Here is a 20,152-nt window from a genome sequence, read left to right as displayed (position 1 = left end):
GGCTGCATGACACTACGAATTAAAAGAGCGTATGAGGCGGCATCCGCTTCCGATGGATGCCGGGTGCTGGTTGACCGACTCTGGCCACGCGGTGTCTCCAAGGAGCATGCCGCGCTCGACGAGTGGCTGAAAAACGTTGCACCGTCGCCCGCGCTGCGCACATGGTGGAAGCACGACCCGAAGCGAATGGACGAGTTCGCGCTGCGCTACCGCGCCGAACTCGACGGCAACGCGCCAACCCAGGCGGCCGTCCAGGAGCTGCGTGCGCTCGCCGCGGGGTCGCAGGTCACGACTCTGATCTACGGGGCCAAGGACCCGCAGGTGAACCACGCGCGGGTGCTCGCCGAATACCTACAGGAATAGTCGACGCACAGGTCCACAATTCGCGCGAAGGAATACTGAGCCAGCTTTCGGCCTTGGGTCTAGAGCGCCCGCACGTGGAGGGGAATCTCGAGGGGCTCCCAGCATGCGGGTCAGGGGGCGTCGCATGCGGGTCAGGGGGCGTCAGCGTGTAACACAAATGACAACAGAAAGTGTCGAACCAGTGTCTTCAGTAATTCCCGTCAGCACCAGCCACAGCAGACTTCACAAGTGGGTGCGCTCCTTCGGGGTGCAGATCATCGCAGCACTCATCGTCGGTCTGGGCCTTGGGCTCGTGGCCAAATACACCGGCAGCACCGAAGCAAACCCCAACGGCCTCAGTGCCACCCTGAAAATTATCGGCTCGAGCTACGTCTCGCTGCTGCAGGCGGCCGTCGTGCCGCTCATCTTCACGGCCGTAGTCAGTTCCATCGCGAACCTGCGTCAGGTGTCCAACGCGGCAAAGCTCGCCTGGAACACACTGCTCTGGTTCGCTATCACCGCGTTGATCGCCGTTCTGATCGGAATCGGGCTGGGTGTGCTGGTGCGGCCGGGGGCCGGCACCGGTATCGCCGATAACGCCGAGTACTCCGGCAAGACCGGTGACTGGTGGGCCTTTTTGACCGGGCTCTTCCCGAAGAACTTCCTCGGACTGGGCGCCAGTACCAACGTCGTCGACGGCATCGCGACCACCAACATCAGCTTCAACGTGTTGCAGATTCTGGTCATCGCCATCGCGGTGGGCATCGCCGCGTTGAAGGTGGGCAAGGCGGCCGAACCGTTCCTGAACCTCAACGCGTCAGCCCTCGCGGTCATTCAGAAGGTGCTCTGGTGGATCATCCGCATCGCACCGCTGGGCACGATCGGCCTGATCGGAAACGCGGTAGCGGTTTACGGCTGGGACACCATGGGGTCACTGGGCAAGTTCGCAGTCACCATCTACATTGGCCTGATTCTGGTTCTGTTCGTGGTCTACCCCGTTCTGATCAAGTCCCACGGGCTCTCCGTCAAGCAGTACTACTCCGGCGTGTGGCCGGCCGTTCAGCTGGGCTTCGTGTCGCGCTCGTCCATCGGAACCCTTCCGCTGACCCAGCGCGTGACCGAACGCAGCCTCGGGGTGCCCCGCGGCTACGCATCCTTCGCCGTACCGCTGGGCGCAACGACCAAGATGGACGGTTGCGCGGCCATCTACCCGGCCGTCGCCGCGATTTTCGTCGCCCAGTTCTTTGGTATCCAGCTGGACCTCAGCCAGTACCTGCTGATCGTACTCGTCTCAGTCCTGGGTTCTGCAGCCACGGCCGGCACGACAGGCGCCGTCGTCATGCTGACACTCACCCTGTCGACGCTTGGACTGCCACTGGCCGGCGTCGGCCTGCTCTTGGCCATCGACCCGATCATGGACATGGGTCGTACGGCCGTCAACGTGGCGGGCCAGGCGCTCGTGCCCACGATTGTGGCTAAGCGCCAGGGAATCCTGAATGAGACTCTCTACAACGCCCCGCGCACGGCCCAGCCGTTCACGGACGATTCTGAGGAATCCACGCAATCAGCGCCGAGCACGTTGGTCGACACTCGGGTTTGATCTCCCACCGGCGTCGGAGGCGAGTGCGGCTCGTGCCGCCTCCGCTCGCCGGTGAGTGTTGAAACGCACTCGGGGTACTAGACGTTGCCCAGCGGGATGGTCTCGTCGCTCAGCCGAGACGGATCAACCGGTCGGCCGTGTCGGATCAGGCCCTGCACGGCGTCGTTGACATCCCAGACATTCACGTTCATGCCCGCGACGACCCGGCCGGCGCTTAGCCAGAACGCGATGAACTCTCGGGCTCCCGGGTTGCCGCGATAGACCAGTTCGGCGTCGCGGGTGAGCGGGCCGAAGCCGGAATACTCCATGCCGAGGTCGAACTGATCGGTGTAGAAGTATGGGATGGCGTCGAAGGACACGCTCTGGCCGAGCATCGCCCGCGCCGCCACCGGGCCGCCGTTCAAGGCGTTCGCCCAGTGCTCGCTGCGCAGGCGCTGCTGAATCAGCGGATGCTCCGCGCTGGCGACATCCCCCGCTGCAAAGACGTGTGGGTCACTCGTTGTGAGGCTCGCGTTGACCAGGATTCCGTTGTCGACGTCGAGACCGGCTTTCTGGGCGAGTTCCACGTTCGGAACCGCACCGATGCCCACCAGCACGAGGTCGGCGAGCACTGTTTCACCGCCGACGAGGAGCACCCCGGTGACCTGGCCGTCGGTTCCGACGAGGCTCTCGACCACCACGGATCGGCGCACGACCACCCCGTGCTCCTCGTGCAGGGTCGCGAACAGGCTGCCGAGCTCGTCGCCGAGCACCGCCGCAAGCGGCACCGCACCGCGCTCGAGGATGGTCACCTCGTTACCGAGGGTTCGGGCGGTCGCGGCCACTTCCATGCCAATCCATCCGGACCCGACGACCACGAGCCGTTTGTCGCCGCCGACCAACAGGGAGCGCAACGCCTCTGCGTGGTCGAGGGTGCGCAGGTAATGCACCCCGCCGAGGTCGGTGCCCGGCACGGTCAGGGGGCGGGGGCGGGAGCCGGTAGCCAGCAGTAGCCGATCATAGCGCCGCGACTCGCCGTCGTCGGTGCTCACCAGGTGTGCCGCAAGGTCGAGGTCGACCGCGCGGGTTCCGGGGTGAAACTGCACGTCGCGGTCGGTATACCAGCTTCGGCTTTCGACAAAGACGGAGTCTCGCTCAGCGGTGCCAGCGAGATAGTCCTTCGACAGCGGCGGGCGGATATACGGATGGTGCTCCTCCGCGCCGATCAGATGAATCTCTCCATTGAAACCCTCATCACGCAGGATGCGGGCTGCGCTCGCACCCGCGAGGGAGGCCCCCACGATCACAAAACTTTGCTGGTCGGCCATGGCATTGTCCTTCCGTGGGCGTGCTCCGACTGTACGAGGGTTTGCCCGGTTGGGCGAGGGGTGACTTGTGCGCAGTTCGTGGATCGGGCGGTATGTTTTGAGGGGCATCGCGTGGGCGGAGGCGGGTCAGGACGGCGAGACCAGGATGTCGCAGCGCCAACACCGGGCTGGCAGCTCACCGGAGACGTAGGCGCCGCACTCCGGGCAGACCTGTTCGAGCCAGCAGATCGGGTCGCCGCCGAGGGGTTCGTCGATTGCGTCGTATTCGGTCATCGGTGACCTCCTCGTTTCAGTATGACCCCGTCGGCAGGAAGAAACCCGAAGCCCCCGCTGGAGGAGTAGGGGCTTCGGGTCGTGGGAGGGAGCGTTAGCTCGGGTTGGGCGCGCCAGGACGGGCGTAATAGAACCAGGCGAGCGCGGTGCACAGCGCGCAGAACACGGCGCAGCCGATGAAGAAGGTGGACGGGCTCATGCCGGTGAGGGCCATACCAACGATGAACGGTCCGAAAGCGGCAATCGCGGCCGTCCAGCCAATGGCCCCGCCAGCCTGGCGCTTGGGGAAAATCATCGGCATCTGCTTGAACGTGCCGGCGTTGGCCAAGCCCGAGAAGAAGAAAATGATGATCATTCCGGTCAGAAACCCGTTGAACTCCGAGACGTCCGTGGGGGTGAGGAAGAACACGGTGACGGTGGTGCCCACCGCCATACCGGCGCCGCCGATGAACGTGAAGATAGCGCCGCCGAACCGATCGCAGAGCGGGCCGGAGGCTGCGCGCACCAGGGCGCCGACGACCGGACCGATGAAGGCGAAGGCGAGCGGGTTGGGCGCGTCGGGAAAGTCGCCGTAGACGTTGAGAATGATGAGGCCCATCTGGGCGGCGAGGCCGCTGAACGCGCCGAAGCTCATGAGGTAGATCGCGGTCATGATCCAGGTGTGCTTGACCTTGAAGATGTCCAGCTGCTGCCTGAAGTTGGCCTTGATCGGCACGCGGCGCAGAAACAGGAGGGCGAGGATGACCGCGAGGATCACCCAGGGAATGAGCACGAGCCCGCCGTTGTGCAGCCAGACCAACTCGCCGTTTGAATCGCTCTCCGGGGTGAGCACTGCGGTGCCGAGCAGGCCGAACCCCACGACCCACGGGGTGAGCAGCTGAATGAGGCCGATGCCGAAGTTGCCGAGTCCTGCCTGCAATCCAAGCGCTGTGCCGGCCAGGCGCTTGGGAAAGAAATAGCTGGTCGAGGCCATGAAGCCAGAAAAGCTGCCGCCGCCGATGCCCGCCGCGAACGACAGGGCGAGTAGTACCCAGTAGGGCGTAGACGTGTCACGGGCCACCAGGGTCCAGCCGATCATCGGCAGCAAGAGCAGCGCGCTCGAGAGGGCGACGAGCACTCGGGTGCCCAGAATCGGCGGTAGGAACATGAACACAAGCCGCAGCAGTCCCGCAGCGAGGCCGGGCAGGGCGACGAGCCAGTACAGCCGGCTGGTGCTCAGGTCGAAGCCGATGTCATTGAGACGCGGGGCGATCGCGCTGACCAGATACCAGGCTGCGAACCCGAGCGTCATGCTGAAGGTGGTGATCCACAGGGTGCGCCAGGCGAGGTGCGAATCCCACGTTTCGTCGTGTTCCGGATCCCAGTTGGAAAGGTCCGACTTCAGCGTGGAGACGACGCGTGGTGGTGAGACGGTTGACATGGCTTCCTCGTCTTTTGGTCGGGCGTTCGACCCGCTTGGTAGCCAGCTTGTTCGCTTGTCGGGCGGGGTGCATCGGTCAAACACCGTGAAAAATGATTCCGGTGAAAGCCGATGCGGGGAGGCTCGTGACGGTCACGGTAATGTGGAAAGGTGAAAACTCAGCTCAAGCTTGGGGCCGAACTCGGGGCCGTCGTGATCACCGTGTCTGATCGTTGTTCGCGCGGAGAACGCGAGGACCGATCGGGGCCGGCCGCCGTTGATGCCCTCGCCGAAGTGGGGATCCCGTGTGCGCAGCCGCGGGTTGTGCCCGACGGCATCGAGAGCGTGGCCGGCGCGATCGCCGCCGCACTCGGGGATGGCGCCCGCCTCGTGGTGACGACCGGTGGCACCGGAGTGTCATCGCGGGACCTGACCCCCGAGGGAACGGCGCCCTTGTTGCGCACGAACCTGCCGGGCATCTCCGAGCGGATACGTGCGGTGAGCGTTGCCACGATCCCCACCGCGATGCTGTCCCGCGGGATCGCCGGAATCGCCGATTCGGTCGGTAACAACGGCGCCCTCGTGGTGAATCTGCCCGGTTCGGTCGGCGCGGTGCGTGACGGCGTCGCTATTCTCGCGCCGCTCGTGCGGCACATCATCGATCAGCTCGACGGCGGTGACCACTGATGGGGGCCGGGTTTGCCCAGGTTACCCAGTCGCTGCTCGACGTCGGTGAGCACGTGACCGCCGTGTCCGACGCCACGCACGGCGCCGTCGTCACGTTCATCGGGCAGGTACGCGATCACGATCCGGATGCTGCCGGACGTGTCACGGGCCTCGATTACAGCGCGCACCCCGACGCGGGGCGCATCATCGGCGAAATCGCCGACCGGGTGCGGGCGCAGCATCCGCTTGTCGTCTTGGCCGTCAGCCACCGCATCGGTCACCTCGACGTGGGCGACCTCGCCCTCGTCGCGGCGGTCGCGAGCGCGCACCGCGGCGACGCTTTTGCGGCCTGCGAGAGCCTGGTGGAGACCGTGAAAGCGGAGGTGCCGATCTGGAAGAAGCAGTACGAGGTCGACGGCAGCCATTCCTGGGTCGGTTTGTAGGCCTGTCGGGAGTACTACCCGCCCGCGAAAGGCGGGAGCACGTCGATCGCATCGGTCGGCGAGAGCGCGACCGCGTCATCCGTAGCGCGGGCGCCGTTCACGAGCAGGGAACACAGGCCGAGCACGTGCACGAACTCGTTGCCGTAACGCTCGCCGAGTTCGGTGCGCAGTTCGCCGATTGTTCCCGCATCGAGGGTGGCCGTTTCGGTCTGAGCGGCTTCGGCCGCGCCGGCGAAAAAGCGTAGGGTCGCCATCAGCGTGTGCCGGGGGTCCAGGCGAGGGCGAGTTCGGTCGCGGTGGCGCAGGCCGCTTCGATATCGGCGGTGGTTCCACCATTCTTCGCGGCGGCGAGTCCGATCAGAAAGGTGCTGAGCGGCGCGGCCGGGCGCGCCACGTTGTGGGCCACGTCGCGGGCCACGTCGAGCAAGCCGCCCACGGGCACGTCTTCGGAGTTGAGCTGCAGTCGGTCGGCGAGGGCGGTGAGCCAGTCGTCGAGCGCTTCGGGAGGCAGCGGTGCAGAGCTCATTCGGGTTCACTCCTCTGGTCGGGCTGAATGGTCGGGTACGGATGCGTCGGTCAAACGCACGGTACTACTCTTAACATCCTGCCACGTGTCCACGTCGATACCGGCTCCGGCTTCGTCTTGCAGCCCGTCGAGCTGTAAACCGGCGAGCAGCTGTCGCATGCTGGCGCCGTCGACGCGGTCGCCGAGACGGGCCACGGCCGCGCGCAAAGCGGGTGCCCGATAGATCGCAGCGAGCCACTGCGCATGGCCGCTGCTGTCGACGAGGTGCACGCCGTCCTGCCGGTCATCCGTTTTCTCGAGAGCGGATGCTGCAGCGACCAGCAGGCGCGCGGCATCCGCTCCCCAGGGCAGATCGCAGGCGAGCACCAGCAGCCAGCCGACGGGTGGTTCAGGGCCGTCTTCGTTCGTGTCGAGCGGTACGTTCGTTGCCAGGGCTGCGTGGGCGTCGAGCGCGGTGAGGCCGGCGGCGAGGCCGGCCACCGGCCCGCCGAATGGTGGGTCTTCGAGCGCCCAGATCAGCGGGGTGTGCGCGACGGGCGCGGTGACCGGTGGGGCTGCCGCCGGCTGGGCGGCTGGCGGGCCGACCACGACGGCGTGCCGAGCGACCGGGCGGGCATCGAGAACGCGGGAGAGCAGGGTACGTCCGGCCACCTCGACTGCGGGTTTGAGTACGCCGCCGAGACGGCTGCCGCGGCCGCCCGCGAGCACGATGAGGTCAACCGGCAGCATCCGCTTAGATTTCGGCGCGCAGCCAGTCGCCGCTCTTGCCGCCACTCTTGGCGAGCAGGCGCACATTCTCGATCGTGACGGATTTGTCGAGGCCCTTGACCATGTCGACGACGGCGAGGGCGGCGACCGAGACGGCGGTGAACGCCTCCATTTCGACCCCGGTGCGGTCGGCGGTGCGCACCGTGGCGGTGATGCGCACGCCGTCATCCTCGACCGCGAGGTCGACGACGGCGCCGTGCACGCCGATCACATGGGCCAGCGGAAGCAGGTCGGCGGTCTTCTTGGCACCCTGGATTCCCGCGATGCGGGCCACGGCGAGCACGTCGCCCTTGGGCGCGGTGCCGTCGCGGAGGGCCGCGATCACCGTCGCCCCGCAGCGCACGAAACCGGCGGCGGTGGCGCTGCGCACGGTCGGGACCTTGTTGGTCACGTCGACCATACGGGCTTGCCCTGCCGAGTCGAGGTGGGTGAAAAGCTGGGCGGGTACGGCCGCGCCGGCCGTGTCGGGGGTGTGCGTCATGATGTCAGCATGACAGTGATGAGGTCGCCGCCGCGAATGTGAGTGGCATCCTCGGGCACGATGGCGAGTCCAGATGCCTGCGCCAGGCCGGCGACGAGGTGCGAGCCCGAACCGCCCCGGGAAGCTGGGCGTGCCTCGGTCAGGGTGCCGTTTTCGGTGCCGTCGGTGCGGTGCGTGACAATGACGGGCATGTATTGGGCGCGTCCGGGTGGGGAGCGCCAGCCGTCGACGACGGTCGCCGTGACGGTGCGCCGGTTCAGGATCGGCTGGCCGAGCAGGCGCTGGAGTGCGGGCCGCACGAACACCTCGAAGGACACGTAGGCGCTGACCGGGTTGCCGGGCAGGGCAAAGATGAGCGGTCCGGATGCTTGTTCGGTGGCGGGCCAGCGCCCGAAACCCTGCGGCTTGCCGGGCTGCATCTTGACCGGCCCGAAGTCCACGGTGCCGAGCGGTTTCAACACGGCCTTGACCACGTCGTACGCGCCGACACTCACGCCGCCGGAGAGCACGATCACGTCGACCGAGCCGGCCAGTTCGTCCAATAGCGCGCGCAGCACGTCGTCGTCGTCCGGTACGGCGCCGATCCGCACGGCTATGCCGCCGGCCTCGGCGACGGCCGCCGAAAGCAGAAAGGAATTGGAGTCGGGAATCTGGCCGCGACGGGTCGGGCTGCCGGGCGTGACCAGTTCGCTTCCGGTCGAGATGACGGCCACGCGCGGAGCGGGGTGTACCAGCACCGAGCTGGTTCCGGCGCTCGCCGCTGCGGCGACCCGGGTGGGCCAGAGCACACTTCCCGCGCGCAGCACCCGGTCGCCGGCGTGGGCGTCTTCGCCGGCCCGGCGCACGTGCGCCGCGGCGCCGGGCGCCCGCACGATGGCGACTCGTTCGATGCCCTGGTCGGTGTCCTCGATCGGAACGACGGCGTTTGCTCCGTCGGGAATGGGCGCGCCCGTCATGATGCGCGCGACCTGCCCGGGCACGAGGCGCGGGTTCTCCGCGGTGCCGGCGGCGAGGTCGGCGACGACGGGCAGGGTGATCGGGTTCTGGGGCGAGGCGCTGAGCAGATCGGAGCGGATGACGGCGTAGCCGTCCATCGCGGAATTGTCGAAGGGAGGCGTATCGGTCACGGTGAGCACATCTTCGGCCAGCACCAGACCGCGGGCCGCGTCGAGCTCCACGCGCACGGGCGGCAGGGGAGCGACGCTGGCGAGCACGATCGCGAGTTGCTCGGCAACGGTGCGCGCGGATGCGGCGGGCGCGCAGGCATCCGTCCGCGTGTGCGAGTGGTTCGCGTGATCGCCTGGCGCAGTGTCACGCGCGCCGGCATCGGGTCGTTCGGTGTCGGTCACCGGCTAGACCAGGCTGTCGGACGGGCTGGCACTGCCGGCGTCATCGCGGGTCGACGCGTCTGGCGCGGTCAGGGCGGGCTCGGGCGACGGCCATCTGCTGCCGAGTCCGGGAGCACGCCCGGCCGTGACGAGGTCATCCCAAGCGAGGATTCCACCGGTCAGCACCGAAACATCGGTGAATCCCGCCTCGCGCAACGCGTTCGCGGCCCGGGCGGCCCGGCCGCCGGCGTGGCAATGCACGATCAGCGGGGTGTTTTGGGGCAGCGCGGCGCGGCCACTGTCCGAGAGCACGCCATCGGTGAGGAGCTCACCGATGGGCAGCAGTTGGGCCGTAGGAATCGAGCTTTCGGCGTATTCGTTCGGCTCGCGCACGTCCAGGACCAGAAAGCTGTCGGTGCCGGCGCTCTGGGCGGCGAGGCGCCCGGCGAGTTCGACGCTCGAGACCTCGGGGGTGCTCTCCCTGGCCGCCTGGGCGAGCTCGGCAGAACGCTCAGCGGCGATCTCGGCGGCGGTCGGTTCGGCGGCAATGCCGGTTCCGAGCAGCGGAATCTCATTGAACCGGCCCGACAGCGCGTCGATCACGAGCACCCGTCCGATCAGCGGCGAGCCGATTCCGGTGATGAGTTTGATGGTTTCGGTCGCCATGAGCGACCCGACCTGGCCGCACAGCGCGCCGAGCACACCGGCATCGGCGCAGTTGGGTACCTCGCCCTCGGCTGGCGGCGTCGGAAACAGGTCGCGCAGGTGCACGCCGGTGATGCCGCTAGCGGCCGGCGGAGTGGCCCAGAACACCGAGAGCTGGGCGTCGAAGCGCAGAACGGATGCCCACACCAGCGGCAGCCCCAGCCGCGCGCAGGTGTCGTTCACGAGGAACCGGGTCGGAAAATTGTCGGTGCCGTCGATGACAATGTCGTAGCCGCCGATGATCTCGGCCGCGTTGCTCGCCACCAGTCGCTCGGCGTGCCGGATGACCGTGGTTTCCGGGGCGATCTCGGCGATGCGCTCGGCGGCGCTGTCGACCTTGGGATGGCCGACATCCGCTTGCCCATGGGCGATCTGGCGCTGCAGGTTGCTCGGTTCCACGTCGTCATCGTCGACGATGCCGATGGTGCCCACGCCGGCCGCTGCGAGGTAGAGCAGGGCGGGGGAGCCGAGCCCGCCGGCGCCGAGTACGAGCACCCGGGCGTTGGCGAGGCGGCGCTGGCCGAGTTCATTGAGCTGTGGGAGGCGACGCTGGCGGGCGGTACGCACGGATTCGGAGGCGGTGAGCCGATCAATGGGCTCGACGAGGGGAGGAATAGCCATGGCTTAACGCTAAGCGTTGCAGGGCCTCGCGGCCACCAGCTCGACGGGAGACTGCCGCCGAACCGAGCTGCACGGCGGCATAACTCCTGCAATCTGTCGCTGCCGCCGTCGCTATGCCCCCATCTGAGCGGAATGTAGTAGCAGGGATGAGCAATTTGCAGGAGTTATGCGCAGGGCGGGCCAGCCCCGCGAGGTTTCCGGGCCAGCCCGTCGAGGTTTGCGAAACAGCCGAGCGATCACGCCCGCAGATGCGGTGCTATTCTGCTGTTTATGACGCAATATCGGATCAGTGAGGCCGCCGAGCTGCTCGGTGTCAGCGACGACACCGTGCGACGCTGGGTCGACGGTGGTCGCCTTGCCGCGACTGCCGACGCCTCCGGTCGCCTCGCCGTTGACGGAGCCGCGCTCGCCGCCTTCGCGGTCGAGCAGGCGAACGCCCCGAGCGACCCGTCGAGTGTGGGCCGCAGCGCCCGCAATCGATTCGTCGGCATCGTCACCGCCATCACCATGGACACGGTCATGGCCCAGGTCGAACTGCAGTGCGGCCCGCACCGCGTGGTCTCGCTCATGTCGAGCGAGGCCGTGCGCGAACTCGGCCTCGCTATCGGCTCGCTCAGCGTCGCCGTGATCAAGGCCACCAATGTGATCGTCGAAACTCCGGGACGGATGCCGTGAGCCGCCTCCCGCAGGCCCTGGCCGTTCTGGCTGTGCTCGCCCTAGCCCTCACCGGCTGTGCGCCATCGAACGCCGCGGACACCGTTGAGCCGACCGCTACGGGGCTCGAGCCCCAGACCCTCAGCGTCTATGCTGCCGCATCTCTCACCGGCGCCTTCGACGAGATGGCCGCCCTGCTCGAACGCGAGAATCCGGCCGTGGACGTGCAGGTCAGCTACGACGGATCCTCCACCCTGGCCACCCAGATCGCGGCCGGCGCCCCCGCCGACGTGTTCGCCAGTGCCGACCAGAAGAACATGCAGCCGCTCGCCGACGACGCACTGGTCGGTCCGGCCACCCTGTTCGCCGGCAACACGCTACGTATCGCGGTCGCCCCCGGCAACCCGCTGCGCATCGAAAACCTCGCAGATCTCGCCCGGGCCGGCGTGATCACCGTGCTGTGCGCGGCGCAGGTGCCGTGCGGTGCGGCATCCGCTGCCCTGCTGTCCAACGCCGGCGTCACTCTCAGCCCCGCGAGCGAGGAACAGAATGTGACGGCCGTGGTCACCAAGATCGCCAGCGGCGAAGCGGATGCGGGCCTCGTCTACGCCACCGACGTCGCCGCCAACCCCGGCCGCATCGACGGCGTGACCCCGGCCGGAGCCAGCGAAGTCGTCGGGCACTACCCGATCGCGGTCGTGGCCGGCAGCGCGCACGCCGAGGCAGGGCAGGCCTTCGTCGACCTCGTGCTCTCGCCGGCCGGCCAGGCCGTGCTCTCCGCCCACGGTTTTCTCGCCCCGTGACCGCCCCGTGAACGCCCAGTGAACGCCCCGCAGGGCGCGGGAACGCGCCCGGGCGCAGCGTTGCCCGCTGGGCGCACGATAGAGCCTGCGCCCGGCCATCGAATCTGCGCCCGGCGCGGCCCGCGCGGCCTGCGCCCGTGATTCCGCGCCTCCTCTATCTACCCGCGAGCATCGGCCTGGCCCTGCTCGTGCTGCCGCTCGCCGGTCTCCTGCTCAAGGTCGACTGGGCCGCCCTGCCCGCCCTGCTGCTTTCACCCGAGGCCCTGCAGCCGCTGGGTTTGTCGCTAGTGACGGCATCTGTTTCAACGCTGCTCTGCCTGCTGCTCGGCGTGCCGCTCGCCGTCGTCATCGCGCGGTCGAAGCCGCGTGCAGCCGGTCTGCTGCGGGCGCTCGTCACCGTGCCGCTCGTGCTGCCGCCGCTCGTTGGCGGTATCGCACTGCTCTCCCTGCTCGGACGCGGCGGCGTACTCGGCAACACCCTCGAACTTGCCGGACTGCGCATTCCATTCACGACCGCGGCGGTCGTCATTGCGCAAACCTTCGTGGCCCTGCCGTTTCTCGTGATCGCGGTCGAGGGGGCGCTGCGCACCGCCGGCATCCGCTACGAGCGTGTGGCCGCGACCCTCGGTGCCGGCCGTGGCACGGTCTTCGCGCGCATCACGCTGCCGCTTGTCGGCCCCGGACTTCTTGCCGGCACCGTTCTCAGCTTCGCCCGCGCGCTCGGCGAATTCGGTGCGACCGCCCTCTTTGCCGGCAACCAGGTCGGAGTCACCCGCACCATGCCCCTTGCCATTTACACCGCCTTCAACGGCTCGGGTGTGACGACCGATCAGGCTGTCGCCTTGTCGCTGCTGTTGATCGCGGTCGCCGTGATCATCCTCGTGCTGGTCGGAACCCGCCGGGCGAGCGTACTCTCGTGACCGCCACCCTCGGCCGAGACGTCGTCACCGCACTTCTCGCCGCGACCCTACAGCTCACCCGAGGCGGGTTCACCCTCGACGTGCAACTCACGCTCGCGCCCGGCGAGGTGCTGGCCCTCCTGGGCCCGAACGGCTCGGGCAAGTCGACCGTGCTCGACCTGCTCGCGGGGCTGGTCACCCCCGATACCGGAACCGTCACCCTCGATGGCGCGACCCTCACCGCGCCCGGCCGGCTCGTGGCACCCGAGAATCGTGCTATCGGCCTGCTCGGACAAGAGCCCCTGCTCTTTCCGCACCTGAGCGCCCGCGCCAACGTAGCCTTCGCGCTCCGGTTCGGCGAAGCGCGACTGAACGCCGCCCCGGCGCGGGTGCAGGCCGACCGCTGGCTCGACCGGGTCGGCCTGGCCGGCCTCGGCAGCAGCCTGCCCGGCGCCCTCTCCGGGGGGCAGCAGCAGCGTGTCGCCCTCGCCCGAGCCCTCGCGGCCGGCCCGCGCGTGCTCCTGCTCGACGAGCCGATGGCCGCTCTCGACGCGGAAACAGCGCCGTTCATCCGTCAACTCATCCGCGAGCAGCTTGCCGAAACCGGCACCAGCGCCATCATCGTCACCCATGACATCGTCGACGCCGTCGTGCTCGCCGACCGCGTCGCCGTGCTGCACCACGGCGCGCTCATCGACGAAGGCACGACCGCAGCGGTGCTCGCGGCCCCGCAGAACCCCTTCGTCGCTGCCCTCGCCGGAGTCAATCTCGTGGTGGGCACCGCGCAGAGCGGCGCGGTCGTCGCCCCAGACGGCCGCACGTTCCGGGTGCGCCCAGCGGATGCTGTAGCCCTGTCGCCCGCAACCCCCGGCGCAGAGGCCCCCGCGCCCGCCGCGGCCGTCTTTCGCCCGGCATCCGTTGTCGTGCACACGGAACAGCCCCGGCACGCCAGCCCCCGCAACGTCTGGTCGGCCCGGGTGCGAGGCATTGAGCCGGGCAGCGGCGGAGTGCGCCTGCGTACGAGCGGTGACCCGGAGGTCATCGCGGAGCTGACCCCGGCCGCGGTTGCCGACCTCGGCCTGCAGGTGGGCTCGACGGTCTGGCTTTCGGTCAAGGCCACCGATGTGAGTGCCTACCGTCGCTAACGTCTATATTCCGGGCAACAGGGACGGCGCTCAACGTTGAGAAAAAGGGTATTTCAAGATGATGTGCCGGAGAGCGTCAACTTTGACGTGGCAACCATCCAAGTACCCGGGGGGACCCTCATTGTGTTCAAGAAAAGCTGATCTCGGCCGCGCCGATCGCTCCTTTGTCGTCGCGCCTTCCACCGGCGGTGAAGGCAAGAGCACGACGAGCTCCAACCTGGCCATCGCCCGGTCTGACGCGGGTGCTCGCTTTCTGCTCGTCGACGCCGACCTGCGTAGCCCCAAGATCGCCGAATCCACCCACTCTCGACGACATCGACGACCCTTACCGGCAGTCGGCGGCCGTGCACACCCGCGCGGCTGCCCTTATCGACGACTCGGTCACGACGATCGCGGCGGCCCTGGCCCCGCCCTGCGGGGGCACTGATATGCGCCGTTTTCGCCGATCAGCCCCGCGCGACTCCTTGCGCCGCGTCTGGATCTACATCGCCGTCGGCCTGTTCCTGCTCGCTGACATCTACCCGGTCTCCACCGCACCGACGCCGGCCGCAGCTGGCTCTAGAACGGCGCATGAGTTACGCCCGGCACGCAGCTCTACTTCGGCTCGCCCTATTCCGAGGTCGAGCTGGCGAGCAGCGTTCCGGCCGAGGCGCGACGCCCAATCGTCCTCGGGGCCTCATGCCCATGCAGATCGGTCCCGGCGGCGACTCCTGGCAGTTCGTCTGTCAGCAAAGCGGATGCGACGGCATCTGGCCCCCCACAGTCCCCTGACCCAGCCCCGCTCGGATACGCCTGTCTGGCCACCCTCACCGTTTCGGGCAGTAACCGCCTCTTACCGCGCCGTCCACGTGAAATCACTGCTGTCTCGCACGCACAAAACAGGCACGAGTTTAACCGACTCCACGGCCTCTCCGTTCAGCACGTCGAGGAGCAACTTCACGGCGACCCGGCCGATGTCGAGCATCGGCGATCGCACCGACGACAGCGCGATGGGCAGTTGCGCGGCCAGCGACGTGTCATTGAATCCGACAATTGCCAGATCGCGGCCCACGTGCAATCCGTGAGAATTTGCCGCGCCCATGGCGCCGATGGCCGCGAAGTCGTTGACCGCGAAGATCGCACTGGGGCGTCGATGTGTGCCTCGCAGAATGTTATCCGCTGCGGTGTGCCCGCCCGTTGTGTCGAAGCGCGACCACACGATGGCGCTCTCGGGGATCGTTCCGCCGAGCGCGCGAAACCGGGAGACGAAGCCCTGGGTGCGATCGACTGCGGTACTGGCATAGGGTTCACCAGCGATGATGGAAACATCGCGGTGGCCCTGGTCCCATAGATGCTGCGCCACCAGAGCGCCGCCAAGGGTGTCATCGCAGGTAGCTGATACAAAACCGGCAATGGCGCGGTTCATGAGCACGAACGGCACCTTGCGTTCGGTGAGCTCGTCAAGAATATTACCGTCAAGGTGCGCGTCACCGATGATGAGGCCGTCTACCCGCCGAGACAGCATTATTTCCATCTTGCGCCGCTGTATCGATGTATCGTCACGAGAGTTCATGACGAATGTGGAGTAGTTGGCGTCGTCGGCTGCCTCGTCGATTCCTTCGTACATAACCGCAAGCACGAGGTCGGAAAGACGCGGAACGATAACTCCGAGAAGATGCGTGCGCCGGGTGCGCAGACTCGTGGCCTGGGGGTCGGGGGAGTAGCCCACCTTCTTGGCGAGGTCACGCACACGTTGGGCCGTGACCGGCGCGGCGGCGCCGCGTGCCGTGTCAGCTTTCCCGTGCAGGATCCGTGACACGGTCGACGGGTGCAGGCCGAGTTCGGCGGCCAGATCTTTCAGGGTGACGGACCCCGGTCTGATGCCTGTCATGTCGCTGTCTCCAGTTTCCGTGATCCGAGAAAGCCGGACACGAAGCTTGACTTGCCTGTCGATCTCATTCTATAGTTTGACGACCTCACTACCCAAACGATTGGGTAGTGAACGTTACGTACCCGCAATGACGCGTGCAGTCGGCCGAAACATTGGGTATCTACTCTTGCATCAAGAAACCCAATCGTTTGGGTACCGACCCCCGGAGAAAATAATGACAGATCGTGCCGGCACCCACGTGGTGTTGCTGGCGACCGGTGGAACAATCTCGTCGCGCGCCCGCCCTGCGGAAGGCGGCGCGGCGGTTGCCGCCGACGCCGGTGCACAGGTTCTCGGCGGTCTGGCCACAGCCCCGGCCTACCCTGTGCGGGTCGTCGACGTCGCCTGTGAGGGGTCCTACCTGCTCACTCTCGTCGACATGATCGCGATCTGCGCGCAGATCAAGATTGCCCTCGCCGACCCCTCGGTGCGGGGGGTCGTCGTCACGCACGGCACTGACACGATGGAAGAGACCGCCTACCTGGCCGACCTCACCCACGACCACGTGAGCCCGGTGGTCTTCACCGGGGCGCAGAAATCCGCCGACGCCGCCGACCCCGACGGTCCCGGCAATCTCGCCGATGCCATCGCGGTCGCTGGATCACCTGCGGCAGCAGGCCTCGGCGTGTTGATCGTTTTCGCCGGCGAGATATTCCCCGCCCGCGGCGTGCGCAAAGCACAGACCTTCGCGCTCCATGCCTTCACCAACCCCGACTTTGGCTCGGCCGGTTTCCTGACCGCCACCGGTGACGTCGTCATCACCCGCCATAACCAGCGGATGCCCCCGCTCCCGCTCCCGCCCCTCCCGCCCCGCCAGGCCAGGCGCGTCGACGTGGTGTCTGCCTATCCGGGGGCAGACGAAATCTTGCTGCAGGCATCCGTGGCTGCCGGGGCCAGCGGAATCGTGTTGCAAGCGACGGGAAGCGGCAACGGCAACCCCGTCCTGTGCGCCGCCATCGCCGCGGCCGCCGCGGCCGGCACCGTCGTGGTGACGAGCACCCGGGTGGGTGCCGGCCCGGTCATCCCGGTCTACGGCGCCGGCGGAGGACGAGACCTCGTCGCGGCCGGCGCCATCCCCACTGGTTTGCTGCGGCCCTCGCAATCGCTGATTCTGCTCAGCCTTCTGCTGCAGCTCGATCGCAACCATGACGAGATCGCCGACGCCTTCGCCCTGTACGGGGCAGCCATCACCGAGCCGGCCCAAATTTGTTAGTGCAACGAAAGGCACAGATATGAAAAAAGATATCCAGATTGCATTTGGAGTAGACGTCGACGCTGTCGCCGGCATGCTCGGTTCCTACGGCGGCGAAGATTCCCCGTGCGACATCTCCCGCGGCATGTTCAGCGGCGAGGTCGGTGGGCCGCGTCTTATCCGCCTGTTCGACAAGTACGACTTACCCGCCACCTGGTTCGTTCCAGGGCACTCCATCGAGACCTTTCCCGAGCTTACCCGCATGATTGTTGCCGCGGGCCACGAGATGGGCGTGCACGGCTACTCCCACGAGAACCCGATCGCGATGACCCGCGAACAGGAGACCACGATCCTGGACCGATCCATCGAACTGATCGAAAATGTCTCCGGACGCCGCCCCACCGGGTATGTCGCCCCGTGGTGGGAATTCTCGCCGGTGACGAACGAAATTCTGCTCGAACGCGGCATCAAGTACGACCACTCGCTCATGCACAATGACTTCGAGCCGTACTACGTGCGTGTCGGTGACAGCTGGAAAAAGATCGACTACGCCCAGAACGCCCAGACCTGGATGGAGCCGCTCGTGCGCGGCATCGAGACCGACCTCGTGGAGATTCCCGCCAACTGGTACCTCGATGACCTGCCGCCGATGATGTTCATCAAGGCCGCCCCGAACTCGCACGGTTTCGTGAATCCGCGCGATATCGAGCAGATGTGGAAAGACCAGTTCGACTGGGTCTACCGCGAAATGGATCAGGCCGTCTTCACGATGACGATCCACCCCGACGTCTCCGGACGCCCGCAAGTGCTCCTCATGCTCGAGCGCCTCATCGAGCATTTCAACTCCCACGAAGGCGTCAGCTGGAACACCTTCGACCAGATTGCAGATTCGTTCCTCGCCCGTTCCCCCCGAAAGGTTCTCTCCGCATGAAACTGAAATCTCCCACCCTCGATCTCACGGCGGCGACCGTCAACGAGAAACGTCGCTTTCCCGCCTTCACCGTGAAGCAGACCCGCACCGCCACGATTCTGGCGCTGTTGGCCTGGACCGTTGCCGTCTTCGACTACGGACTGTTCGGCACGCTTCTTCCCGCCATGCAGGAATCCTTCGGCTGGACCGCGCCGGAAGCCTACGCGATCAACACCTGGATCGCAGTGGGCACCGCGATCGTCTGCTTCGGCGTCGGCCCGGTCATCGACCGCCTCGGACGACGCAAGGGCATGATGGTCACCGTCGGTGGCACGGCCATCGTCTCCGGCCTCACCGCCATCATCCCCACCGGAATGGCCTTCCTCAGCAGTGGGTTGCTTGTGATCGTTCGATCATTTGGCGGTCTGGGGTTCTCCGAGCAGGCCGTCAACGCGACCTACATGAACGAGGTCTACCAGGTCACCGAAGACGAGAAGAAGCGCAAGCGCCCGGGTCTGAGCTACTCCTTCATTCAGGGCGGCTGGCCGCTCGGCTTTTTGCTCGCCAGTGCGCTCGCCCTGGCCTTTCTTCCGACCCTCGGCTGGCGTGCCCTGTACTTGATGGCCACCATCCCCGCAGCGCTCATCGTCTGGGCCATCGCACGCAAGCTCAAAGAAACTCCTCAGTTCGAACTGCACAGTGAACTCAGCCGCCTCGAGAAGGCCGGGCGCACCGAAGAAGCCCACCTGCTCGCCGGGTCGTATGGCGTCGAGCACTCCTCGACCGCACCACTCAAGCTCATCTGGGAGCCGAAGCTGCGCCGTAACACGATCGTGTTCTCGCTCGCCTGGATCTTCAACTTCTTTGGCATCATGATCTTCAGCATTTTGGGCAGCTCCGTTCTCAAGAACGCCAAGGGCATCGAACTCTCCGATGCCTTCTGGATGCTCATTGTCATCAACGCCCTGGCCTACTTCGGCTACGTATTTCACGGGTGGCTCGGCGACAAGATCGGTCGCAAGCGCACCATCATCAGCGGCTGGATTCTCGCATCGGTCGCCTTCACCATCATGTTGAGCCCCCTCGCGAACAGCCCCGTGACCATCGTCGCGAGCTTTGGCGCCGGCCTGTTCTTTCTCGTGGGCCCGTACGCGGCTATTCAGTACTTCATGGCCGAGTGCTACCCGGTGAGCTGCCGCGCCACCGGCACGGCGTTCATCGGCGCGATGAGCCAGCCCGGCATCGTTATCGGCGGCGCGCTGTTCACCGCCGTCGCCGCCGGAGCCAACACGGGAACCGCCGCGCTCTGGGTCGGTGCCCTCGGCATTCTCATCTCGGGTGTGCTCATGTTCGCCGCCAAGCCCATGGCAGAAGCTCCGCTCGCTGTCGCACCGGAAACCGAGCTGAAAGCCCAGCGTGCCTAAATCCCACGTCGCCATCATCACCGGAGCCGCTAGCGGCATCGGTCGGGCCCTCGCCGTGCACTATGCCGGCGAGGGGGTGCGCAGCGTCATCGGCACGTTTCCGGGCGACCCGCACGACCCGCAGGAAACACTGCGGCTGGTGCGCGCCGCCGGTGGCGAAGCCGTCGTGCACGAGGTCGACGTGCGCAGCACGGCATCCGTTGACGCTTTCGCCCAACGAGCGGTCGACGAGTACGGCCGCCTCGACTACGCCGTCGCCAACGCGGGCATTTTGCGTCATTCATCGCTCGCCGACATGACGGATGCCCGGTGGAACGACATGCTCGATGTCGATCTCACCGGTGTGCTGCGCACACTGCGTGCCGGAGCCGAACGCATGACCGAGGGCGGCGCCATGGTGGCGGTCTCCTCGATCGCCGGCGCGGTCTACGGGTGGGAGGGTCATGCTCACTACGCTGCGGCGAAAGCCGGCGTGCTCGGTCTGATTCGCAGTGTGGCTGTTGAACTGGGGCCGCAGGGCATTCGGGCCAATGCGGTCATTCCCGGACTCATCGAAACTCCGCAGTCACTCGACCCGGTAAATTCGCTGGGACCAAACGGACTCGCCCGAGCCGGCAAGGACATCCCCTGGGGTCGGGTGGGTACGCCGGCAGAAGTAGCCAGTGTTATCGCGTTTCTCACTTCGTCGCAGGCCGGGTACGTCACCGGGCAGTCCCTCATCGTTGACGGCGGACTCACCGTGAAAATGCGCGCATAG

23 protein-coding genes are annotated in these 20,152 nt (G+C 66.9%); 13 read left to right on the top strand and 10 right to left on the bottom strand.

Annotated features, from left to right (window positions below):
- Positions 1-6: 6 nt before the first annotated feature.
- Together E3N85_RS07590 and E3N85_RS07585 are read left to right on the top strand one after the other, a co-directional pair.
- Positions 7-363 carry a DUF488 domain-containing protein gene (locus tag E3N85_RS07590; protein WP_134461600.1) on the top strand — a complete coding sequence of 119 codons (357 nt, stop codon included), beginning with the start codon at positions 7-9 and terminating at the stop codon, positions 361-363.
- 157 nt (positions 364-520) lie between these two features.
- Positions 521-1,942, top strand: a complete 1,422-nt coding sequence (locus tag E3N85_RS07585; protein WP_134461597.1) for a dicarboxylate/amino acid:cation symporter — start codon at positions 521-523, stop codon at positions 1,940-1,942.
- A 77-nt stretch (positions 1,943-2,019) separates the two neighbouring features.
- On the opposite strand, the gene E3N85_RS07580 is transcribed toward E3N85_RS07585, so the two are convergent.
- From E3N85_RS07580 to E3N85_RS07575, 3 genes are all read right to left on the bottom strand, one after another.
- Positions 2,020-3,249 carry an NAD(P)/FAD-dependent oxidoreductase gene (locus E3N85_RS07580; RefSeq protein ID WP_134461594.1) on the bottom strand — a complete coding sequence of 410 codons (1,230 nt, stop codon included), beginning with the start codon at positions 3,247-3,249 and terminating at the stop codon, positions 2,020-2,022.
- A gap of 126 nt (positions 3,250-3,375) precedes the next feature.
- Positions 3,376-3,522 (bottom strand): hypothetical protein, encoded by a 147-nt coding sequence (locus tag E3N85_RS16290; protein ID WP_166783896.1) that lies wholly within the window; start codon positions 3,520-3,522, stop codon positions 3,376-3,378.
- A gap of 94 nt (positions 3,523-3,616) precedes the next feature.
- Complete coding sequence (locus E3N85_RS07575) at positions 3,617-4,942, bottom strand: MFS transporter (RefSeq protein WP_134461591.1); 1,326 nt, start codon at positions 4,940-4,942, stop codon at positions 3,617-3,619.
- Between the two features lie 150 nt (positions 4,943-5,092).
- Here E3N85_RS07575 and E3N85_RS07570 point away from each other — a divergent pair, with 150 nt between their 5' ends.
- Complete coding sequence (locus tag E3N85_RS07570; RefSeq protein ID WP_134461588.1) at positions 5,093-5,608, top strand: molybdenum cofactor biosynthesis protein B; 516 nt, start codon at positions 5,093-5,095, stop codon at positions 5,606-5,608.
- Complete coding sequence (locus E3N85_RS07565) at positions 5,608-6,030, top strand: molybdenum cofactor biosynthesis protein MoaE (protein WP_134461585.1); 423 nt, start codon at positions 5,608-5,610, stop codon at positions 6,028-6,030. Before E3N85_RS07570 ends, E3N85_RS07565 begins: the two co-directional genes overlap by 1 nt.
- A 14-nt stretch (positions 6,031-6,044) precedes the next feature.
- Here the strand turns inward: E3N85_RS07565 and E3N85_RS07560 are convergent, their stop codons facing one another.
- From E3N85_RS07560 to E3N85_RS07535, 6 genes are read right to left on the bottom strand one after another with little or no spacing between them, the layout of a single operon-like run.
- Positions 6,045-6,284: a MoaD/ThiS family protein gene (locus E3N85_RS07560; RefSeq protein WP_134461582.1), complete on the bottom strand. Its 240-nt coding sequence runs from the start codon at positions 6,282-6,284 to the stop codon at positions 6,045-6,047.
- The gene (locus E3N85_RS07555; protein WP_134461579.1) at positions 6,284-6,556 is read right to left on the bottom strand and encodes a DUF6457 domain-containing protein; all 273 of its coding nucleotides are present in this window, start codon (positions 6,554-6,556) and stop codon (positions 6,284-6,286) included. Before E3N85_RS07555 ends, E3N85_RS07560 begins: the two co-directional genes overlap by 1 nt.
- Before the next feature lie 6 nt (positions 6,557-6,562).
- Positions 6,563-7,285: a molybdenum cofactor guanylyltransferase gene (locus tag E3N85_RS07550; RefSeq protein ID WP_134461576.1), complete on the bottom strand. Its 723-nt coding sequence runs from the start codon at positions 7,283-7,285 to the stop codon at positions 6,563-6,565.
- A gap of 4 nt (positions 7,286-7,289) precedes the next feature.
- Positions 7,290-7,805, bottom strand: coding sequence for a cyclic pyranopterin monophosphate synthase MoaC (moaC, locus tag E3N85_RS07545; RefSeq protein ID WP_134461573.1), 516 nt, complete (start codon positions 7,803-7,805; stop codon positions 7,290-7,292).
- Complete coding sequence (gene glp, locus E3N85_RS07540) at positions 7,802-9,154, bottom strand: gephyrin-like molybdotransferase Glp (protein WP_134461570.1); 1,353 nt, start codon at positions 9,152-9,154, stop codon at positions 7,802-7,804. The genes moaC and glp overlap by 4 nt, the downstream gene beginning before the upstream one ends.
- 3 nt (positions 9,155-9,157) lie before the next feature.
- Entirely contained in the window at positions 9,158-10,459 is a 1,302-nt protein-coding gene (locus tag E3N85_RS07535) for a ThiF family adenylyltransferase (RefSeq protein WP_134461568.1), read from the bottom strand.
- Positions 10,460-10,612: 153 nt separating this feature from the next.
- Here E3N85_RS07535 and E3N85_RS07530 point away from each other — a divergent pair, with 153 nt between their 5' ends.
- From E3N85_RS07530 to E3N85_RS17145, 5 genes are all read left to right on the top strand, one after another.
- A complete protein-coding gene (locus E3N85_RS07530; protein ID WP_255453875.1) occupies positions 10,613-11,134 on the top strand; it encodes a molybdopterin-binding protein in 522 nt (173 codons plus the stop codon).
- Complete coding sequence (gene modA / locus E3N85_RS07525) at positions 11,131-11,916, top strand: molybdate ABC transporter substrate-binding protein (RefSeq protein ID WP_134461562.1); 786 nt, start codon at positions 11,131-11,133, stop codon at positions 11,914-11,916. The genes E3N85_RS07530 and modA overlap by 4 nt, the downstream gene beginning before the upstream one ends.
- A gap of 137 nt (positions 11,917-12,053) precedes the next feature.
- The gene (locus E3N85_RS07520) at positions 12,054-12,836 is read left to right on the top strand and encodes an ABC transporter permease (RefSeq protein ID WP_241978363.1); all 783 of its coding nucleotides are present in this window, start codon (positions 12,054-12,056) and stop codon (positions 12,834-12,836) included.
- The gene (locus E3N85_RS07515) at positions 12,833-13,960 is read left to right on the top strand and encodes a sulfate/molybdate ABC transporter ATP-binding protein (RefSeq protein WP_134461556.1); all 1,128 of its coding nucleotides are present in this window, start codon (positions 12,833-12,835) and stop codon (positions 13,958-13,960) included. The genes E3N85_RS07520 and E3N85_RS07515 overlap by 4 nt, the downstream gene beginning before the upstream one ends.
- Before the next feature lie 58 nt (positions 13,961-14,018).
- Positions 14,019-14,387, top strand: coding sequence for a P-loop NTPase (locus E3N85_RS17145; protein ID WP_134461552.1), 369 nt, complete (start codon positions 14,019-14,021; stop codon positions 14,385-14,387).
- 405 nt (positions 14,388-14,792) lie between these two features.
- Here E3N85_RS17145 and E3N85_RS07505 read toward each other — a convergent pair whose 3' ends face one another.
- Positions 14,793-15,830: a LacI family DNA-binding transcriptional regulator gene (locus E3N85_RS07505; RefSeq protein ID WP_134461549.1), complete on the bottom strand. Its 1,038-nt coding sequence runs from the start codon at positions 15,828-15,830 to the stop codon at positions 14,793-14,795.
- Positions 15,831-16,044: 214 nt separating this feature from the next.
- Here E3N85_RS07505 and E3N85_RS07500 point away from each other — a divergent pair, with 214 nt between their 5' ends.
- From E3N85_RS07500 to E3N85_RS07485, 4 genes are read left to right on the top strand one after another with little or no spacing between them, the layout of a single operon-like run.
- The gene (locus E3N85_RS07500) at positions 16,045-17,082 is read left to right on the top strand and encodes an asparaginase (protein WP_166783895.1); all 1,038 of its coding nucleotides are present in this window, start codon (positions 16,045-16,047) and stop codon (positions 17,080-17,082) included.
- A 19-nt stretch (positions 17,083-17,101) separates the two neighbouring features.
- The gene (locus E3N85_RS07495) at positions 17,102-17,992 is read left to right on the top strand and encodes a polysaccharide deacetylase (RefSeq protein ID WP_134461546.1); all 891 of its coding nucleotides are present in this window, start codon (positions 17,102-17,104) and stop codon (positions 17,990-17,992) included.
- Positions 17,989-19,395, top strand: coding sequence for an MFS transporter (locus tag E3N85_RS07490; protein ID WP_134461543.1), 1,407 nt, complete (start codon positions 17,989-17,991; stop codon positions 19,393-19,395). The genes E3N85_RS07495 and E3N85_RS07490 overlap by 4 nt, the downstream gene beginning before the upstream one ends.
- Complete coding sequence (locus E3N85_RS07485) at positions 19,388-20,152, top strand: SDR family NAD(P)-dependent oxidoreductase (RefSeq protein ID WP_134461540.1); 765 nt, start codon at positions 19,388-19,390, stop codon at positions 20,150-20,152. Before E3N85_RS07490 ends, E3N85_RS07485 begins: the two co-directional genes overlap by 8 nt.

Origin of the sequence: Cryobacterium sp. Hz9, assembly GCF_004402825.1 — a bacterium.
Lineage (GTDB): Bacteria > Actinomycetota > Actinomycetes > Actinomycetales > Microbacteriaceae > Cryobacterium > Cryobacterium gelidum.
This window is presented reverse-complemented; position numbering and strand designations above follow the sequence as displayed.